The sequence below is a fragment of the Burkholderia sp. SCN-KJ genome (genome assembly GCF_024656005.1).
In the GTDB taxonomy this organism is placed as follows: Bacteria; Pseudomonadota; Gammaproteobacteria; order Burkholderiales; family Burkholderiaceae; genus Burkholderia.
The window spans coordinates 177,403-195,194 of sequence record NZ_JANKOG010000005.1 but is presented as its reverse complement, the minus strand read 5'-3'; the positions used below and the strand labels follow the sequence as shown (position 1 = coordinate 195,194).

Sequence of the window (17,792 nt, the reverse complement as noted above, 5' to 3'; positions counted from 1 at the left end):
CAACCCGAGCGTACTGGAGACATTCCGGATGGCACCCGTGCCGGTCCATTTCGTCCTGCTGGCCGTGGCCGCGTGGCTCGCGGTCGGCACGCTGGGGCTCGGGGCGCTGCGCCGCACGCGACTGGTTGCCCACGGCCTCTTTCCGCTCGGCGCGCTGGCCGGGCTGCTCGTCGGCGCGGCGGGCCTCGCGGGCATCCTTGCCGAACCGTCTGCCGCGGTGCTGCCGATCGGGCTTCCCGGCCTGCCCTTTCATCTGCGTCTCGATCGCCTGTCCGGCTATTTCCTGTTCGTGCTCGGCCTCGTCAGCACCGGGATCGGCGCCTTTTCAGCCGGCTATTTCCGCAAGGGCGAAGGATCCGCGCCCGGGCTGATCTGCTTCGAATACCACGTCTGCGTCGCAAGCATCGCGCTGGTGTTGATCGCCGACGACGCCTATGTATTCATGGTCGCCTGGGAGACGCTGACGCTGTCCGCGACGTTTCTCGTCATGACCAACCACCGGATCGGCGAGATCCGCCGGGCCGGTTACCTGTATTTCCTGATCTCGCACGTCGGCGCGCTGGCGCTGCTGCTCTGCTTCGGCATTCTGCAGGCGCGCACCGGCGACTACACCTTCGCCAACCTGCGCGCGCAGTCTCTGGATGCGTTGCCCGCGTCGTTCGCCTTCCTGTTCGCGCTCGTCGGGTTCGGCGCGAAGGCGGGGATCTTCCCGCTGCATGTGTGGCTGCCGGAGGCGCACCCCGCGGCGCCGTCGCCGGTCTCGGCGCTCCTCAGCGGATTCGTGCTGAAAGTCGGCCTGTACGGCCTGCTGCGCGTGCTGTTCGACCTGTTGCACGTGCAGATTGCGTGGTGGGGCGTGCTGCTGCTGATGCTGGGGCTCGGCACCGCGCTGCTCGGCGTGGTGTTCAGCACCATCCAGGTCGACATGAAGCGCCTGCTCGCCTATTCGTCGATCGACAACGTCGGCCTGATGACCGTCGCGCTCGGTCTCGCGGTGCTGTTTCGCGCGTACGGGATGACGAACCTGTCCGCGCTCGCGCTGACCGCGATGCTGTACCAGATCGTTGCGCATGCGGCGTTCAAGAGCCTGCTGTTCCTGGGCACGGGCGCCGTGCTCCACGCCACCGGCGAGCGCAACCTCGGCAGGCTCGGCGGACTGATCCGCTTCATGCCGTGGACCGCGTGGGCCGTGCTCGCGGGCGTCGCGGCCAGCGCGGGCCTGCCGCCGCTGAGCGGTTTCGTGGCCGAGTGGCTGCTGCTGCAGGGCTTTCTGTTCGCGCCGCGGTTGCCGGATTCGGTGCTCGCCATGACGGTGCCGATCGCCGCCGCGCTGATCGCGATGTCGGCCGCGCTGGCCGGCTACACGATGGTCAAGTTCTTCGGCATCGTGTTCCTCGGGCAACCGAGAGAAGCGAAGCTGAACCGCGCCCGCGATGCGAACACGTGGGAACGGCTCGCGTTCTGCTGGTTCGCGGCCGCCAGCGTGCTGCTCGGGCTGATGCCCGCCCAGTTCGTCAAGCTGCTGGATCGCGTGACGCACACGCTGGTCGGCGCCGGCGTCGGCGCGGACAATCATGGCTGGCTGCTGTTCGCGCCCGTGTCGGCCGCTCGCGCGAGCTACATGCCGGCGGCGTTCATGCTGTTCTTCATCGCCTGCTGCGGGCTCGCGTGGGTGCTGGTGCGGCGTTTCTATCACGGCCGGCTGCGCCGCGCGGCCCCGTGGGGCTGCGGCTTCCCGTTCACGACCGCGCGCATGCAGGATACGGCGGAGGGATTCGGGCAGCCGATCCGCGAAATCTTCGCACCGCTGCTGCACATCGAGCGGCAATTGCCGTCGCCGTTCGACACCCGGCCGGCCTACCGGGTGTCGGTGACCGATCGAACCTGGTCCGCGCTCTACGCGCGCATCGCGGCGCTCACGCAACGCAGCGCCGACTGGGCGGGCCGCCTGCAGACGGGCAAGATCGCGGTTTACCTGACCTACAGTTTCGTCGTGCTGATCGTGCTGCTGATGTTGGTGAGACGATGGTAACCCTGTCCGGCGTCATCTCGCAGACTCTCGAAATTGTGATAGCGATCGCGGCCGCGCCATTGCTCACGGGCTGGGTCAACCAATGCCGCGCCTGGCTTCAGAACCGGCGCGCGCCGTCCATCTGGCAGCCGTACCGGATGCTCCACAAGCTGTTCAACAAGGAATCGGTCATCGCGCACGGCGCGAGCCCCGTGTTCCGCGGCGCGCCGTATGTCGTCTGGGCCGCCATGACGCTCGCGTGCGCGATCGTGCCGACCCTGTCGACCGAATTGCCGCTGTCGCCCGCGGCCGATGCGATCGCGCTCGTCGGCCTGTTCGCGCTCGCGCGCGTCGCGCTGTCGCTCGCGGCGATGGACGTCGGCACGGCGTTCGGCACGCTCGGCGCGCGACGCGAAATGCTGATCGGCTTCCTCGCGGAGCCGGCCCTGCTGATGGTGCTCCTGTCGGCCTCGCTGATTACGCAGTCGACGCTGCTGACGAGCATCGTCGCGACGCTCGGCCGCGGCGAGCTCACGATCTATCCGAGCCTGGCGTTCGCCGGCATCGCGTTCACGCTGGTCGCGCTGGCCGAAAATGCGCGGCTGCCGGTCGACAATCCGACCACCCACCTCGAGCTCACGATGATCCACGAGGCGCTGATCCTCGAATATTCGGGGCGGCACCTTGCGTTGATGGAATGGGCGGCAAGCCTCAAGCTGTTCGCGTATTCGTGCATCGGTCTCGCGTTGTTCGTGCCCTGGGGCATCGCGAATGCGGGCGATCCCGTCGCGCTGCTGCTGGCGGTGCCGGTGCTCTTCATCAAGCTGACGGCAGGCGGTGTCGCGCTCGCCGTGGTCGAAACGGCCAACGCGAAGATGCGCATCTTCCGGGTACCGGAATTCCTGGCCACGGCCTTTCTGCTGGCCGTGATCGGCATGCTCGTCCACCTGCTGCTGGGGGCATGAATGCACGCCTACGCGACACAACTGATCAATTTCCTCGCGGCCGTGCTGCTGATGCTGTCGTTCGCGATGCTGAGCCAGCGCCGGATCCTGTCCCTGATCCATCTCTATACGCTGCAGGGCGTCGCGCTCGTGTCGGCGAACCTGATCCTCGGCTTCGTCACGGCCGACGTGCACCTGTATGTGTCCGCCGGGCTGACGCTCGTGCTGAAGGTCGGCGTGATCCCGTGGTTCCTGTATCGGCTCGTGCGCAGGCTCGACGTCAAGACCGACGTCGAACCGCTCATCAACATCCCGACCACGCTGCTGATCGGCATCGTCCTCGTGATCGTCGCGTTCAATGTCGCCGCGCCGATCAGCCAGCTCGCGACCTCGGTCGCGCGCGGCACGCTCGGCATTGCGCTCGCGTGCGTGCTGCTGTCGTTCATGGCGATGATCACGCGCGCCAAGGCCATTCCACAGGTGATCGGCTTCCTGTCGATGGAAAACGGGCTGTTCTTCGCGGCGGCGGCCGCGACCAACGGCATGCCGATGATCGTCGAGCTCGGCATCGGGCTCGACGTGCTGATCGGCATCCTGATTCTGGGCGTCTTCATGTTCCAGATTCGCGAGCAGTTCGACAGCCTGGACATCCATCACCTCGAGAAACTCAAAGATGAATGACGCCCACGTCGTGCTCGCCGTGCTCGGGCTGCCGCTCGCGGGCGCCGCGTGCCTCGCCTGCGTGCGGCCGAGCCGGGTCGCGCGCCATCTGAACGTCGGCTTCAGCTTCCTGACGTTCGCAGCGACGCTGGTGCTTGCCGCGCGCACCGTCGAGCACGGTCCGTCGTTCGCATTCGGACGCGCGTTCTTCGTCGATCCGCTGAATGTCTATCTGGTTGCGCTCACGGCGTTCGTCGGCTGGACGACCTCGCTGTTTTCCCGGCCCTACATGCAGATCGAGGAAGCCCGCGGCCGGATGACGGCCGCGCGGATGCGGCTCTATCACAGCATGTATCAGCTCTTCATGTTCGCGATGCTGCTCGCGCTGCTGACCGACAACGTCGGCGTGCTGTGGGTCGCCATGGAAGCCGCCACGCTCGCCACCGTGTTGCTCGTCAGCGTCTACCGAACCGCCGCGAGCCTCGAAGCCGCATGGAAGTACTTCATCCTGTGCGGCGTGGGCATCGCCCAGGCGCTGTTCGGCACGATCCTGCTGTACCTCGCCGCGAGCCGGCAGCTCACCGACGGCGACGCGCTGCTGTGGACGAGCCTGGCCGCCGTCAGGACGCAGCTCGACCCGACGATCGTGTCGATCGCCTTCGTGTTTCTGCTGGTCGGCTACGGGACCAAGGTCGGCCTCGTGCCGATGCACAGCTGGCTGCCGGACGCGCACGCCGAAGGTCCGACGCCGATTTCGGCGGTGCTGTCCGGCCTGCTGCTGAACGTGGCGCTGTATGCGGTGCTTCGCTGCAAGGTGCTGGCCGACGGCGCGCTCGGCAATGGCCTGCCGGGGCGGCTGCTGGTCGGGTTCGGGCTCGTGTCGGTCCTGATCGCGTCGTTCTCGCTGTTCCGGCAGAAGGACGTGAAGCGCCTGTTCTCGTACTCGTCGATCGAGCATATGGGCTTGATGACGTTCGCATTCGGGCTCGGCGGCCCGATCGCGACGTTCGCCGGGCTGCTGCACATGACGGTCCATTCCCTCGTCAAGTCGGCGATCTTCTTCGCGGTCGGCCACGCCGCGCAGAAGGCCGGCACGCAGGCGATCGACGGCATTCGCGGGCTGCTGCAGGTCAGCCCGACGGTCGGCTGGGCCATGATGCTCGGCACGCTTGCGATTCTCGGCCTGCCGCCGTTCGGCGTGTTCGCGAGCGAATTCCTGATCCTGACGACGGCCATGAACACGCTCCCGTGGACCGCGCCGTTGCTGCTGCTCGGGCTCGCCGTCGCGTTCGCGGCGATCTTCGCGCGCGTGCAGCGGATGGTGTTCGGCGAAACGACGACGGCGACGCCGCTCGAACACCGGCCGGCGCTGCTGCCGGTGTTCGTGCATCTGGGACTCGGCCTGATGCTGGGCCTGTACGTGCCGCCTTACCTGGCCATGTGGTACCGCCAGGCGGCGACGATGCTGGCAGGGTGAACGATGCGACTCGACTTGATTCAGGCGGACGGCTCGACGCGCCTGCGGCACGCGGCAGGCCAGGTTCCGGCTGCCGTGGTTGACGTGGACGAACCGCGCTGGCTCGACATCGCGCATGCCGCGCGGAGCGAACGAAGCCGGCTCGTCGCGATGTGGGGCGGCGAAACGCGCGCGCGCGTATTTTCGGTCAATGCGGCGTACGAATGCGACGACGGCGTCCTGTGGGTACGTCTCGCGACCGGGCCGGAACCGCGGGCCGACGGCGACTATCCCGATCTCGCGGGCGTGTTTCCCGCCGCGACGCGGATGCAGCGCGCCATTTTCGACCTGACCGGCCTGCGCGCGCGCGATGCGCGCGACACGCGCCCGTGGCTCGATCACGGCAACTGGCCCGACGACTACTTTCCGCTGCAGAAGCAGGCAACCGGCATCGAGCGATTCGAATCGAACGAGGCGGATTATCCGTTCGTGCAGGTTGCCGGCGACGGCGTGCACGAAATCGCGGTCGGGCCGATTCACGCCGGCATCATCGAACCGGGCCATTTCCGGTTTTCCGTCGTCGGCGAAAAGGTGCTGCGGCTCGAGGAACGGCTCGGCTATGTGCATCGCGGCGTCGAACGGCTGTTCGAACGGACGGCCGCATCGAACGGCCATCGCGTTGCGGGCCGGATCGCCGGCGACTCGACCGTCGCGTTCTCGTGGGCTTATTGCATGGCGCTCGAGCAGGCCTGCGGCACGGCCGTGCCGGCGCGTGCGCTGGTGCTCCGCGCCCTCCTGCTCGAGCGCGAGCGCATCGCCAATCACCTCGGCGACCTCGGCGCGCTCGGCAACGATGCCGGATTCGCGTTCGGTCTCGCGCAGTTCTCGCGGCTCAAGGAGAACTGGATCCGGACCAACGGCGGCGTCTTCGGGCATCGCTACCTGATGGACCGGATCGTGCCGGGCGGGCTGGCCGTCGACATCGATCCGGAAGACGCGGCGATCCTCGCCGAACAGTGCGAACGCATTGCACGCGACGTGCACGTGATGCGCAAGATCTACGAGGACCAGTCCGGGCTGCAGGACCGGTTTCTCGGCACCGGCCGCCTGAGTGCCGACGTCGTCGCGCATTTCGGCGTGCGCGGCATGGCCGCCCGCGCCAGCGGCCAGAGCTTCGACGTGCGCGCGAACCTGCGGGCGGCCCCGTACCACGACCTGGCCGTCCAGGCCGCAAGCGATGCGCGCGGCGACGTTGCGGCGCGAGTCGCCGTGCGGTTTGCCGAAATCGACGAATCGCTGCGCCTGATGACTGTCCTGCTCGCGAATCTTCCGGAGGGGCCGATCGCCGTCGCCGTCATGCCCGCGGCGGCGCCATCCGCGGGCATCGGCTGGGTGGAGGGCTGGCGCGGCGACGTGTTCGTCGCGCTCGAGACGGCATCGGGCGATGCCATCGCGCGCTGCCATTGCCACGATCCGTCCTGGCAGAACTGGCCGGCGCTCGAGCACGCGATCATCGGCAACATCGTTCCCGATTTCCCGCTGATCAACAAGTCGTTCAACCTGAACTACGCGGGGCACGATCTCTGATGTGGCAACTCATCCGTCAATTCGCGCGCACCGACTTTCCCGACGAACCCGTGCCGGCCACCGAAGCCGCGTGGCGACACGAGGCGCAGCAGATTCGTCAGGACATACTCGACCTCCTCGGCCGCGCCTTGTGCATCCGGCAGATCGACGCGGGTTCGTGCAACGGTTGCGAGCTGGAGATCCACGCGCTGAACAACCCGTACTACAACATCGAAGGGCTCGGGATCAAATTCGTCGCCAGCCCGCGCCATGCGGACCTGCTGCTCGTGACCGGCCCCGTCACGCTGAACATGAAGGCCGCCGTGCTTGCCGCGTACGACGCCACGCCGGCGCCGAAACTCGTCGTCGCGGCCGGCGAGTGCGCATGCACGGGCGGCATCTTTGCCGACAGCTATGCGGTGTGCGGCCCCGTTTCGTCGGTGCTGCCCGTCGACGTGACCATCCCCGGATGCCCGCCCCCTCCGGTCGATTTGCTGCGCGGCATCCTGACCGCCTGCCGATCACGCGGAGCCTGAAGCGGATGCCCGCGGCAATCCTTCAGGCGGGCGATGAGGCGCGGATATCCGGATCCGTGGCGTCGTCTCGTTCGAACGCAAGCCGGGGCCGGCGCAAAGCAATCAAACGATCCGCGTGCAAACGGAAACGGGATGCTCACGCGCGTCGCGACGCGCGGTATCGGTATCCCTGCAACTTTTATTGAGGCGAAGGAAAACTGTATGACTGAAAAAGGTAAAGACCAGATCGTTCGGGCGTTCCGCGCGGTCTTCCTGGCGTTTCTCGGCGTCAACAAACGAAAGAATCTCGAAGCGGATGCCACGCAACTCAACCCGTTCGCGGTAGTCATTGCCGCGTTCGTTGCGCTTGGCGTATTCATTGCGCTGCTGCTGATTGTCGTGCATCTGGTCGTGGGTTGACGGTTCGCCGCCACGAATGCGCGCGCTCGCCACGGCAACGCACCGGCCAGGTCGCGCGCATGCCCGATCGCTACGACGTGAAGATCGGCAGGCCCGGTGCGATCGGGTCGCCCGGCTCGATCGGCCGGTTCTCCCTTCTCCCGTATCGCATCGACGATCCAGATCACCGGCGCCCGGCGCGCCGGTCGACGCGCGTCCGAATGCCGCGCATCACCGCCCGATCGGCAGCCCCGTCGGTTCGATCCACCCGAGCCGGTATGCGATCAGCAGCGACAGGAACAGCGTGATCGACAACCCGACGCGCGCCGCCAGCGACCACGCCATCCGCTTGCTTCCGCCACGGTCGTGATTCATGAAATACAACGCGAAAACCAGGCTTCCGATAATCATCACGAAAGCCGCCGAAACCAGCGCAATCTTCATTGTTTGTGTTCCTCCAGACCCGAATCGGTCTTCAGCAGTTCGGTCAGCCTTTGCCGCTCGGCAGCGACGTCGGCGACGCCCGACGCCGGCCAGTCCAGCGCCACGCCATTGCCCAGCGAATCGCGCACGAGCGTCTGGTAATGCCGATCGCTGATCCGGCCCTGCTCCATCGCTTCCGATATCTCATGCCGAAACGGTAGCGGAAAGCTCGCGTATCCGCGCGACAGCGCGGCATATTGCCGCGCGTCGATCTCTTTCGACGACGGCACGACGGCCCACACCACGACGGCCACGATGGCTGCAAACGGAATCGCCGTATAGCGGAGAACGAACTTGATCGGGGTCATGAGGCGGATATCGGAGTGGCGTGTAGCGGAGCGGCGTGTAGTAATGGCGAAGCAACGGCCAGGCAGCGCCGCGGTGACGGCCCGCACGGGCCGCATGGAAACGGAAGCGGCCGGCACCCATCGCGCAAACGCCGGCGCCGCTTGGGCAGCCCGGCGCCGGCAGCCACGTCCGACATTGTACTTAAAGCCCCATACGGCCAACAGGGCATGATAATCTGGTTATCATGTTTGCCGCGTGATCGACGTTCCGTTCTCATCGCGCGAACGCCGGTGTCGCGAGTTCGCTCGCACACCGCAATCGCACATTCGGACAGAGCGGCGAAAACGGATGGATTATAATTTGATTAACATATCGACCGCGCCCACCATCACGATGGAAACGAAAACCGCCCGCCTGACCGTCCTGATCGACCCCGCGAAGAAAGAAGCGTTCGACCTGCTCTGCGCGGAGCAGGATCTCACGCCGTCGCAAGTCGTGCGTCAGTTGATCCGCGAGTATCTCGACAAACACGGCGTCACGTACAAGACGAAGAGCACGCTCGGCAAGCGGGTGAAGTAAGCCCCGCCGAACCCCGGCGACGTCACGCGCAGATCTCCCACCGCGCATGTTCGCGCGCGCGCCAGACGAGCCGCGCGGGATCGATGCCCTCCCCGGCCTTCATGCGCCGGGCGGTGGACGACAGCTTGAGCGCGCCGGCCGAACCGAACCCGAGCGCGCGTTCGAGCAGGATCCGCAGCGACGGCAACGGGTTGCCGTTCTTCCACGCGAACGCGATGAAGTTGTTGTCGTCGCCGCACGGCACCAGCGCATACGAATCGTCGAACACCGCGCGCAGTTGCTCGAGATGCCGCGGCAACGCCGGATCGTCGTCCATGAAGTTGATCGCGAGCACGCCCGTTTCGCTCAGCCGCGCACGGCATGCGTCGAGAAAGGCCACGCCCGTGCAACTGCCCGGCATGCCGTCGGCGACGAACGCGTCGTGCAGGATCACGTCCGCCCGGACCTCCGGCCTTGCCACGTAGTCGGCGCCGTCCGCGCAGACCACCGCGAAGCGCGCGTCGTCCTGCGGAATCCTGAACACGTCGCGCAGCGCGATCACGTCCGGGTTGATCTCGACCGCGTCGATCGCCGTGTCGGGCAGGTGCCGATAGCAGTATTTCGCGAGCGATCCGCCGCCGAGCCCGATCATGCAGATGCGAGCCGGCACCGGCTGCAGCAGCAGGAAACCCATCATCACGCGCGTATAACCGAGTTCGAGCCTGACCGGATCGTGCAGCGACATGAAGCTCTGCGTGCCGAAGTGGTCGAAGTGCAGCGACACTGCGTGCTTCGTCTCGAGCACGAACGGCCGGCCGTCGTTCAACGGCATCGCCAGGAACTGCAGGAATGCGTCATAGGACGCTCGATCCTCGCTCATGTTCGGCAGGCCCGGTTGATCGGCGCGTCGGTCGCACCGCGTGCGGTCATACCTTCTTCAGGTAGCAGGCCTTCAGCATGAAGCCGCCCATGTCGGTCTTGCAATCGACTTCGTGATCGCCGCCGACGAGACGGATGCTCTTCACCTTGGTGCCCATCTTCAGCGTGATCGACGAACCCTTCACGCGCAAATCCTTGATCAGCACGACGGAATCGCCGTCCGACAGCACGTTGCCGTTCGCGTCCTTGACGACGTCGCCCGCCGGTTCGTCGCCCGCTTCGGCGCCGGCGCCGGCCGACCATTCATGGCCGCAGTCCGCGCACACGTAAAGCGTGCCGTCCGGGTAGGTGTTTTCCATCGCGCATTGCGGGCAGGCGGGGGCGGCGTTCATTGCAGCTTCCATTCGGTGGGGGTTCAGGTCAATCGAAAAAAAATACCGGGCACGCAAGCACGTGGCCCGGACCGCGCGCGTACTGCTGCGTCCACGGATCGACAGGGCAGCGCGACGCGCACACGACATTATAATGCAATACACATAATCTAGTTGCCGTATTATAATCGTCACCTTTCGATCATTCGCCGGACTTGATGGCGGTTTCGCTGAGGATGTCGACATGTTCGAGATGAATGCCGCACCGGCACCCGATGCACGGCGCGCGGCGCCCCGTCGGGAAGCCGCGCGCCGCGCGTTCGCGCCGTGCTGCCGGCCGGCCATTGCACGCCGTTCCGGCGATTTTCCCCGAGGCTGATCCGCACGTGGCAACCGTCGTCTACGTTGAAATCGGCCCCGCATGGAACCGCGGCCGTGCGGCCGCGTCCCGCGACGCGATCGTCGCGGCGGCACACCGCTTCGAAAGCGAGATCCTGCTGCTCGCCAACGGGCTCAGCGGCAGCGCGAAGGACGCAACGGCCATCGCGGCGCTGCAGATGCATGGCGGCACGTCCGCGCAGATGCTTGCCACCGGCCCCGACGAGGAAGCCGCGCTCCAGGCGCTGCTGCCGTTGCTGCAGGCGGACTGACGCCGCCGCGCGCCGCGTCGCCCGATCCCACGGCCTCGTGCCGTTCACCCTGAATCACCCGTCCCCGAGGAAGCGATGAACGACAACGTCACGTCCAATCCCCCCAACCTGTCCGCGTCCGCGCTCTGGGCGCTCGAGCGCCTCGCCGACGTGCGCTACGGCCGCGATGCGCCGGCGCTCGGCTGGTCGGTCGAGCAGGAACTCGTCGGCGCGGGCTTCGTCAGCCATGCCGCGCATGGCCGTTCCGGCGCATCGATCACCGCGCACGGGCGCAGCTTCCTGAAAAGCCGGAAGTAGGAAACAGGACACGGCCGGCACGGGCGCGCTGCCGTCACGCGGCCGCCATCTCGTGCCGCCCCCCGTCGGGCGACGGCCATCCCGGCGATGCGATTCGCATGCCCCGCTGCCGGCGGGGATTTGCGGCCGCGCCGCGGTTTCCGCGGTATCGTACGGGACCCAAGCGCGGCGCACCGTGCCGCCTTCGCCTTCCTTTCCTCATGGAACGCCCGATGACCTCCCGCGCCCTGCCGCCCGTCACGTCCCCGCCGGTTCTCGACACGCCCCGCCTGATCCTCGAAGGCCATCCGCTCGGCGACTTCGACGCGCTCGCCGCGATGTGGACCGAGCCGACCGTCGTCGAGCACATCTTCAACGGCAAGCCGTCGGCGCCGCGCGACTCGTGGATGCGGCTGCTCGCGTATCGCGGGCTGTGGCCGCTGCTCGGCTATGGCTACTGGGCGATCCGCGAGAAGGCGTCGGGCCGCTATGTCGGCGATCTCGGCTTTGCCGACTTCCACCGCGCGGTCGAGCCGCCGATTCGCGGCGTGCCGGAAGCCGGCTGGGCGCTCGCGAGCTGGGCGCACGGCAAGGGCTATGCGACCGAGGCGCTGGCGCATGCGCTCGGCTGGCTCGATGCGCAGAACCGGTTCGAACGCAGCGTGTGCCTGATCGCACCGACCAACGTCGCGTCGATCCGCGTCGCGCAGAAGGCCGGGTATGCCGATCCGGTGCGGATCCGCTTCAACGACGCCGATTCGCTGCTGTTTTCGCGCGCGTGCCGCTAGGCACGATGCCGCCGTCGCTGCCGACGACGGAACGCGCAACGATCGCGAGCCAGCACAACCCTTGCATGCCGCGGGTCGGTGCGCCCGCCGCCGTCACGTGTCCGCCGGCTTGTCGCCGAGCGCGGACGACGCCGGATTCTCCGGCTCGCGCGCAAGGCCTTGCGCGAATACCTTCAGGCCTTCGAGCAGCGGCGTCAGCGCATCCCACAGCGCTTCGTCGTGCAGCAGCCGGTACGCGCCGCGCACGCCCGGCGCGACGTGCTCGTGCTCGGACGGCTTCCACGCGCCGATGTGATGCAGCGCGTCGGCGGCCGCGAACACGGCCTTGCCGAACTGCTCGGGCGGAATGCGCGACAGCGCCGTCACGAGTGCCGCGAGGTTCTGCATGCCGCTTTGCACGCCGGGCTTGTCGAACGCGCCGACGAACGTCTCGGCCATCTGCGCATTCGCGCTGACGACCTCGTTCGCGAAGCGCAGGAAGCCGTGCCGATGGAGGCTGCCGAGCAGGCTTTCGAGCGCGTGGTGCGCGTCGGGCTCCGGTGCCGGGGGCGTCGTGGCGGAATAGGGACGATCGGTCATCAGCGGTTCTCCGGATGAGGCGCGGCGTGACGGACGTTGCGGCCGCCACGCGTGCGCCGGATTCGTGTCGTGCTTCGTTCACCGCGCCCGCCGGCGCGCAGCCGATGTCGCCGTCAGTGCGTCGGGCCGCCGGGCGGCGCCTTGTATTCGCTGCGTGCGCCCATCGCGTCCTCGACGGTCTGCACGCCGCGCAGCGCGGCCACGCCGTCGACGACGGCATGCCGTTCCGCTTCTTCCACCTGCCCGCTCAGGCGCACGTGCCCGTGCTCGACGGTCACGTCGACGTCGCGCGGACGCCCGACCAGATGGCCCAGCGCGGCACGCACGCGTTCGGTGACCAGTGCGTCGTCCGCGTCGCCGGCGAGCCAGTCGGCGCGCAGCCCCGCGATCGCGCCGCGCGCATGGTCGGCCGCGCGCTTCGCCTGCGTATTCGCGTAGTCGACCACGCCGTGGCGGCCCGCGGCGGCCTTGTCGCGCACGTACGCGCGCCGCCGCCGGCCCGACGCCGGATCGAGGAAATACATCGCCGCCGCGCCGCACGCGACGGCCACCGCGAGATTCAACAACGGGTTGTTCGAGCGTGTTCTGGAAGTCATGGGAGCACCGTGGTCGATACCCGGGACAGCCGGGCTTCGCCGACACGTGCAGCATGTGCCGTTCCTCGCCGCAACGCCGCCGCGGCGGCGGCGTTGCACGCACGCCGGTGCGGCATCCGGGCCGCGTGGCTTACTCTGCGACGGGGCGATCGAAATGACAAGCGCTTGAAAATTCCGCGACCGGCGAGCACCGTCGGCCATGCACGGTGCCGGGGGCGAAAACCGCGGCATGCGTCGTTGACGCGCCTCGAATGGCGCGGTACACGAGCCGGCCGCGGCCTGCCAGCCGGTTCATGCGTGAGCGTCGGGCGACGTGCGTTGCCGCCGCGCGTGCGTGTCCGTGTCGCGGGCGGGCATGTGACTGACCGTTAGTTGCAATTGTAGGATCACCCGCCGGGTCCTGACCGCGGGCATGCGGCATCCGCCGACGGTCATGCCCACGCCCCCTGCTCGGATGCGGCCCGCCGCGACACGACCGACCGCGCCCGCTCAACCGCGTGATGGCCGGCGCTCACGGCGTCGCGCCGTGCATCTTCTGCCAGCGCTCCATCAACGCGATCTCGTCGCGCTGCGCGGCGACGATGCGGCTCGCGAGCTGCCGCAGCGTCGGGTCCTTGCCGTACTTCAGCTCGACCCGTGCCATGTCGATCGCACCCTGGTGATGCGGCGCCATCTGCGACACGAAATCGCGATCGGCGTCGCCGGAATAACGCGCGCCCTCCATCGCATCCATCATCCTGCGGTCGGCGCGCTTGTACGCCTGGGTCGAGGTGTCGGGAACGGTCACGGTGTCGGGCGGGCGCAATTGGCCCCCGGCCGGCGATACGGCTGCCGCGGCGGCGACCAGCAGTACGCAGGCGGCGCAGTGCCGGGCCGCACGCACCGGGCGGCGGGTGAATGCATCCATGTCACGGCTCCTCGGGAATTGAACGGTCGGTTGCCTGCTCTTCGCGTGCAACGCCTGCCTGCAACGCCCGTACCCGACGCAGCCGGCACGCCCGCACGGCACGCGCATTGCGCGACGCACCGGCAACGCCGCGCACGGCGATCGCCCGCGCGCGGCGCATCGGCTCATCCCGAACCAAGGAGAAACGGCATGGCGACAGTGGCGGATTTCATCGTCGAACGGCTGCATGACTGGGGCGTGCGCCGCATCTACGGCTACCCGGGCGATGGCATCGACGGCTTCTTCGGCGCGCTCGGCCGGGCCGAGGGCAAGATCGCGTTCGTCCAGGCGCGCCACGAGGAGATGGCCGCCTTCATGGCGTCCGCGCATGCAAAATTTACAGGCGAGCTCGGCGTGTGCGTCGCGACCTCGGGCCCCGGCGCCACGCACCTCGTGACCGGCCTGTACGACGCGCGGCTCGACCACATGCCGGTGCTCGCGATCGTCGGCCAGCAGGCGCGCGCGGCGCTCGGCGGCCACTACCAGCAGGAAGTCGACCTGCCGGCGCTGTTCAAGGACGTTGCGGGCGCATTCGTCCAGCTTGCCGTCGTGCCGGGCCAGGTGCGCCACCTGGTCGACCGCGCGGTGCGCATCGCGCTCGGCGCGCGCACGGTCACCGCGCTGGTGCTGCCGAACGACCTCCAGACGCTCGACTACACGCCGCCGAAGCGCGCGCACGGCACCGTGCATTCGGGGATCGGCTACACGCCGCCGAAGGTGGTGCCCTATCCCGACGACCTGCAGCGCGCGGCCGACGTGCTCAATGCCGGCAAGCGGGTCGCGATGCTGGTCGGCGCGGGCGCGCTGCGTGCGACCGACGAGGTGATCGCGGTGGCCGACCGCCTCGGCGCAGGCGCGGCGAAGGCGCTGCTCGGCAAGGCGGCGCTGCCCGACGACCTGCCGTGGGTGACCGGCGCGATCGGGCTGCTCGGCACCCGGCCGAGCTACGAGCTGATGAGCGAATGCGATACGCTGCTCGTCGTGGGCTCCGGTTTCCCTTATTCGGAATTCCTGCCGAAGGAAGGCGAGGCACGCGGCGTGCAGATCGACCTGAAGGCCGACATGCTGAGCCTGCGCTACCCGATGGAGGTCAACCTCGTCGGCGACAGCGCCGAGACGTTGCGCGCGCTGCTGCCCCTGCTGAAGGAACGGGACGACACCGGCTGGCGCGACCGGATCGCGAAATGGAATACGGACTGGCACGACACGCTCGCGGCACGCGCGGCCGCGAAGGCGAGCCCCGGTCGCGGCGTGAATCCGCAGCGCGCGTTCACCGAACTGTCGCCACGGCTGCCCGACGACGTGATCCTGACGAGCGATTCGGGCTCCTGCGCAAACTGGTATGCGCGCGACCTGATGATGCGGCGCGGGATGATGGGCTCGCTGTCCGGCGGGCTTGCGTCGATGGGCGCCGCCGTGCCGTATGCGATCGCCGCCAAGTTCGCGCACCCGGCGCGCCCCGTGATCGCGATGGTCGGCGACGGCGCGATGCAGATGAACAACATGGCCGAGCTGATCACCGTCGCGAAGTACTGGCGGCAATGGCCCGATCCGCGCTGGATCTGCATGGTGCTGAACAACGAGGACCTGAACCAGGTCACGTGGGAGCAGCGCGTGATGGAAGGCGACCCGAAGTTCGACGCATCGCAGCAGATTCCGGATGTGCCGTACTACCGCTTCGCGACGCTGCTCGGGTTGAAGGGCATCTACGTCGACGACCCGGAGCAGCTCGGCGCCGCGTGGGACGAGGCGCTCGCGTCCGACCGTCCGGTCGTGCTCGAGGTCAAGAGCGATCCGGAAGTGCCGCCGCTGCCGCCGCACGTGACGCTGCAGCAGGCGAAGCACTTCGCGCAAACGCTGGTGAAGGGCGACGCGCGCGAGGCGAACGTGATCGTCGAGACCGCGCGGCAGGTTCTGTCGGCCGTGCTGCCGGGCAACGGCGAACACGGTGGCCAGGGCGGGACCAGCCAGTCGTAGCGCATCACGGGCGGGACGGCGCGGTGCGCGTGTCGTGCCGCCCCGTCGCGTGCGGCGCGGCGCAGCGCGGTGGGTCAGCCGATGTCGACGTCGTCGCCGCCATCCTGCAGCGCGAGCGCCGCGTTGACCAGGCCGACCTGCGCGAGCGCGAACGGGAAATTCCCGCACATGCGCCGCGCCTTCACGTCGTACTCCTCGGCCAGCAGACCGACGTCGTTGCGCAGGCCGAGCAGCCGCTCGAACAGCGCGTGCGCGTCGGCGTCGCGTCCCTGCATCCGGTACACCTGCACCAGCCAGAAGCCGGCCGCGACGAACGCCCCCTCGTTGCCCTCGCAACCATCGTCGAAGCGCGGCGGGCGATAACGGAACGGCAGGCCGTCCTCGACCAGCTCGCGCTCGATCGCGGCGACCGTCGCCGCGACGCGCGGGTCGGACGCGTCGAGCATCCCCGTCAGCGGAATCAGCAGCAGGCTCACGTCGAGCCCGTCACCGTCGTAGCGGTCGACGAAGCGGCCGAGTTTCGCGTGGTAGCCGCGCGCGAGAACGTCCGCATGCACGGTGTCGGCCCAGCGCCGCCACGCGTCGAGCGGCGCGTGATGATCGAACGCGTGCGCGGAACGGCACGCGCTTTCGACGGCCGCCCATACCATCACCTTCGACGACGTGAACGGGTGCCGGCCGCTGCGCACTTCCCAGATCCCCTCGTCCGGCTCGCGCCAGATCGTCGCGAGATGCGCGAGCAGCCGCCGCTCGAGCATCCACGCGTCGTCGTCGGGCGGCAGCCCGTGCCGGCGCGCCTGGTACAGCGCGGCCAGCACTTCGCCGTACACGTCGAGCTGCAGCTGTTCGGCCGCCGCGTTGCCGAAGCGCACCGGCCGCGCGCCTTCGTAACCGGCCAGGTGTGCGGCTTCCCATTCGTCCGCCCGCCGGCCGCCGTCGGCCGCGTACAGCACCTGCAATTGCGCCGGATGATCGGCGATCGCGCGCACCAGCCAGTCGCGCCAGCGCGCCGCCTCGTCGCGGTAGCCGCAGCGCACCAGCGCGCGCAGCGTGAAGCTCGCGTCGCGCAGCCAGCAGTACCGGTAGTCCCAGTTGCGCATGCCGCCGAAGGATTCGGGCAGCGAGCTCGTCGGCGCCGCGACGATGCCGCCGGTGCGCACGCTCGACAGCAGCTTCACCGTGATCAGCGCGCGCTCGATCGCGTCGCGATGCGGGCCTTGCGCCGTATTGCACGTCGACCAGGCGCGCCAGGACGCCAGCGTGTCGCGCAGCGACGCGTACGCATCCGGCAAGGGCGGCGGCCGGTCATATGAACGCGCATAGCTGATGCAGAAATCCGCGCGCTCGCCCGCGGCGATCCGCTGCGTGCCGACGAGCCGGTCGTCCCGCACGTCGAGGTGCGCGTCGGTATCGAGCCACATCGCGTCGCCGCCCGTCATCATCCGCCAGCGCCGGCCGAGCCGCCGGCACCACGGCAGCGCGTGGCCGTAGTCGAAGCGCACGCCGAGATCGACGTCGAGTTCGACCGTGCCGCGCTCGCCGCGCACGCTGCGGATCAGGCACGGGTCGGGCGCCGCCCAGTTCATCCAGTCGATCACGACGACGCAGCCGGACGACGTCTCGAACGTCGTTTCGAGCACCGCGCTGCCGGGCAGGTAGCAGCGCGTCGCGCGGGCTCCCGGCTCGCGCGGTCCGATGCGGAAGCGGCCGTTGTCCGGCGTGCCGACGAGTGCGGCAAAGCATGGCGGCGAATCGAAGTCCGGCCAGCACAGCCAGTCGATGCTGCCGTCGAGCGCGACGAGTGCGGCACTGCGGCCGTCGCCGATCAGCGCGTAGTCCTCGATTAGCAT

General features: G+C 68.4%; 20 protein-coding genes. 12 read left to right on the top strand and 8 right to left on the bottom strand.

The window, feature by feature from the left end; translation table 11 throughout:
• Positions 1–28 precede the first annotated feature (28 nt).
• The 7 genes from hyfB (at position 29) to NQV17_RS10825 (ending at position 7,572) form a co-directional block, all read left to right on the top strand.
• The gene (hyfB, locus tag NQV17_RS10855; RefSeq protein WP_257772170.1) at positions 29–2,032 is read left to right on the top strand and encodes a hydrogenase 4 subunit B; all 2,004 of its coding nucleotides are present in this window, start codon (positions 29–31) and stop codon (positions 2,030–2,032) included.
• Positions 2,026–2,976 (top strand): respiratory chain complex I subunit 1 family protein, encoded by a 951-nt coding sequence (locus NQV17_RS10850; protein ID WP_044843455.1) that lies wholly within the window; start codon positions 2,026–2,028, stop codon positions 2,974–2,976. The genes hyfB and NQV17_RS10850 overlap by 7 nt, the downstream gene beginning before the upstream one ends.
• The gene (locus tag NQV17_RS10845) at positions 2,977–3,636 is read left to right on the top strand and encodes a formate hydrogenlyase (RefSeq protein WP_044843454.1); all 660 of its coding nucleotides are present in this window, start codon (positions 2,977–2,979) and stop codon (positions 3,634–3,636) included. It begins immediately after the preceding gene.
• The gene (locus NQV17_RS10840) at positions 3,629–5,092 is read left to right on the top strand and encodes a hydrogenase 4 subunit F (protein WP_257772166.1); all 1,464 of its coding nucleotides are present in this window, start codon (positions 3,629–3,631) and stop codon (positions 5,090–5,092) included. Before NQV17_RS10845 ends, NQV17_RS10840 begins: the two co-directional genes overlap by 8 nt.
• 3 nt (positions 5,093–5,095) lie before the next feature.
• Positions 5,096–6,658: an NADH-quinone oxidoreductase subunit C gene (locus NQV17_RS10835; protein ID WP_257772164.1), complete on the top strand. Its 1,563-nt coding sequence runs from the start codon at positions 5,096–5,098 to the stop codon at positions 6,656–6,658.
• On the top strand, positions 6,658–7,173 hold the full coding sequence (locus tag NQV17_RS10830; protein WP_044843451.1) for an NADH-quinone oxidoreductase subunit B family protein: 516 nt from the start codon (positions 6,658–6,660) through the stop codon (positions 7,171–7,173). Before NQV17_RS10835 ends, NQV17_RS10830 begins: the two co-directional genes overlap by 1 nt.
• A 201-nt stretch (positions 7,174–7,374) precedes the next feature.
• The gene (locus NQV17_RS10825) at positions 7,375–7,572 is read left to right on the top strand and encodes a DUF2970 domain-containing protein (protein WP_257772380.1); all 198 of its coding nucleotides are present in this window, start codon (positions 7,375–7,377) and stop codon (positions 7,570–7,572) included.
• A 210-nt stretch (positions 7,573–7,782) separates the two neighbouring features.
• Here NQV17_RS10825 and NQV17_RS10820 read toward each other — a convergent pair whose 3' ends face one another.
• Together NQV17_RS10820 and NQV17_RS10815 are read right to left on the bottom strand one after the other, a co-directional pair.
• Positions 7,783–7,995, bottom strand: coding sequence for a DUF2909 domain-containing protein (locus NQV17_RS10820; RefSeq protein WP_044843449.1), 213 nt, complete (start codon positions 7,993–7,995; stop codon positions 7,783–7,785).
• Entirely contained in the window at positions 7,992–8,342 is a 351-nt protein-coding gene (locus NQV17_RS10815; RefSeq protein WP_257772158.1) for a hypothetical protein, read from the bottom strand. The genes NQV17_RS10820 and NQV17_RS10815 overlap by 4 nt, the downstream gene beginning before the upstream one ends.
• Positions 8,343–8,715: 373 nt before the next feature.
• Between NQV17_RS10815 and NQV17_RS10810 the strand changes: the two genes are divergently transcribed.
• Complete coding sequence (locus NQV17_RS10810) at positions 8,716–8,901, top strand: ribbon-helix-helix protein, CopG family (RefSeq protein ID WP_044843447.1); 186 nt, start codon at positions 8,716–8,718, stop codon at positions 8,899–8,901.
• 22 nt (positions 8,902–8,923) lie between these two features.
• Here the strand turns inward: NQV17_RS10810 and NQV17_RS10805 are convergent, their stop codons facing one another.
• Positions 8,924–9,760, bottom strand: a complete 837-nt coding sequence (locus NQV17_RS10805) for a spermidine synthase (RefSeq protein WP_257772155.1) — start codon at positions 9,758–9,760, stop codon at positions 8,924–8,926.
• Between the two features lie 46 nt (positions 9,761–9,806).
• A complete protein-coding gene (locus tag NQV17_RS10800) occupies positions 9,807–10,151 on the bottom strand; it encodes a zinc ribbon domain-containing protein YjdM (RefSeq protein ID WP_044843445.1) in 345 nt (114 codons plus the stop codon).
• A gap of 365 nt (positions 10,152–10,516) precedes the next feature.
• Here NQV17_RS10800 and NQV17_RS10795 point away from each other — a divergent pair, with 365 nt between their 5' ends.
• The 3 genes from NQV17_RS10795 (at position 10,517) to NQV17_RS10785 (ending at position 11,844) form a co-directional block, all read left to right on the top strand.
• The gene (locus NQV17_RS10795; RefSeq protein ID WP_257772150.1) at positions 10,517–10,780 is read left to right on the top strand and encodes an HPr family phosphocarrier protein; all 264 of its coding nucleotides are present in this window, start codon (positions 10,517–10,519) and stop codon (positions 10,778–10,780) included.
• A 75-nt stretch (positions 10,781–10,855) separates the two neighbouring features.
• On the top strand, positions 10,856–11,077 hold the full coding sequence (locus NQV17_RS10790) for a hypothetical protein (protein WP_257772148.1): 222 nt from the start codon (positions 10,856–10,858) through the stop codon (positions 11,075–11,077).
• 212 nt (positions 11,078–11,289) lie between these two features.
• Positions 11,290–11,844, top strand: coding sequence for a GNAT family N-acetyltransferase (locus NQV17_RS10785; RefSeq protein WP_257772146.1), 555 nt, complete (start codon positions 11,290–11,292; stop codon positions 11,842–11,844).
• A 93-nt stretch (positions 11,845–11,937) separates the two neighbouring features.
• Here NQV17_RS10785 and NQV17_RS10780 read toward each other — a convergent pair whose 3' ends face one another.
• The 3 genes from NQV17_RS10780 to NQV17_RS10770 all read right to left on the bottom strand — a co-directional run bounded on the left by NQV17_RS10780 (position 11,938) and on the right by NQV17_RS10770 (position 13,926).
• The gene (locus tag NQV17_RS10780; RefSeq protein WP_257772144.1) at positions 11,938–12,423 is read right to left on the bottom strand and encodes a DUF1641 domain-containing protein; all 486 of its coding nucleotides are present in this window, start codon (positions 12,421–12,423) and stop codon (positions 11,938–11,940) included.
• A 113-nt stretch (positions 12,424–12,536) separates the two neighbouring features.
• Positions 12,537–13,019: a BON domain-containing protein gene (locus tag NQV17_RS10775; RefSeq protein ID WP_044843441.1), complete on the bottom strand. Its 483-nt coding sequence runs from the start codon at positions 13,017–13,019 to the stop codon at positions 12,537–12,539.
• Between the two features lie 511 nt (positions 13,020–13,530).
• Positions 13,531–13,926: a DUF305 domain-containing protein gene (locus NQV17_RS10770; protein ID WP_257772142.1), complete on the bottom strand. Its 396-nt coding sequence runs from the start codon at positions 13,924–13,926 to the stop codon at positions 13,531–13,533.
• Between the two features lie 189 nt (positions 13,927–14,115).
• Between NQV17_RS10770 and NQV17_RS10765 the strand changes: the two genes are divergently transcribed.
• Positions 14,116–15,942, top strand: a complete 1,827-nt coding sequence (locus tag NQV17_RS10765) for a thiamine pyrophosphate-requiring protein (RefSeq protein ID WP_257772140.1) — start codon at positions 14,116–14,118, stop codon at positions 15,940–15,942.
• A gap of 74 nt (positions 15,943–16,016) precedes the next feature.
• On the opposite strand, the gene NQV17_RS10760 is transcribed toward NQV17_RS10765, so the two are convergent.
• Entirely contained in the window at positions 16,017–17,792 is a 1,776-nt protein-coding gene (locus tag NQV17_RS10760) for a glycoside hydrolase family 15 protein (protein WP_257772138.1), read from the bottom strand.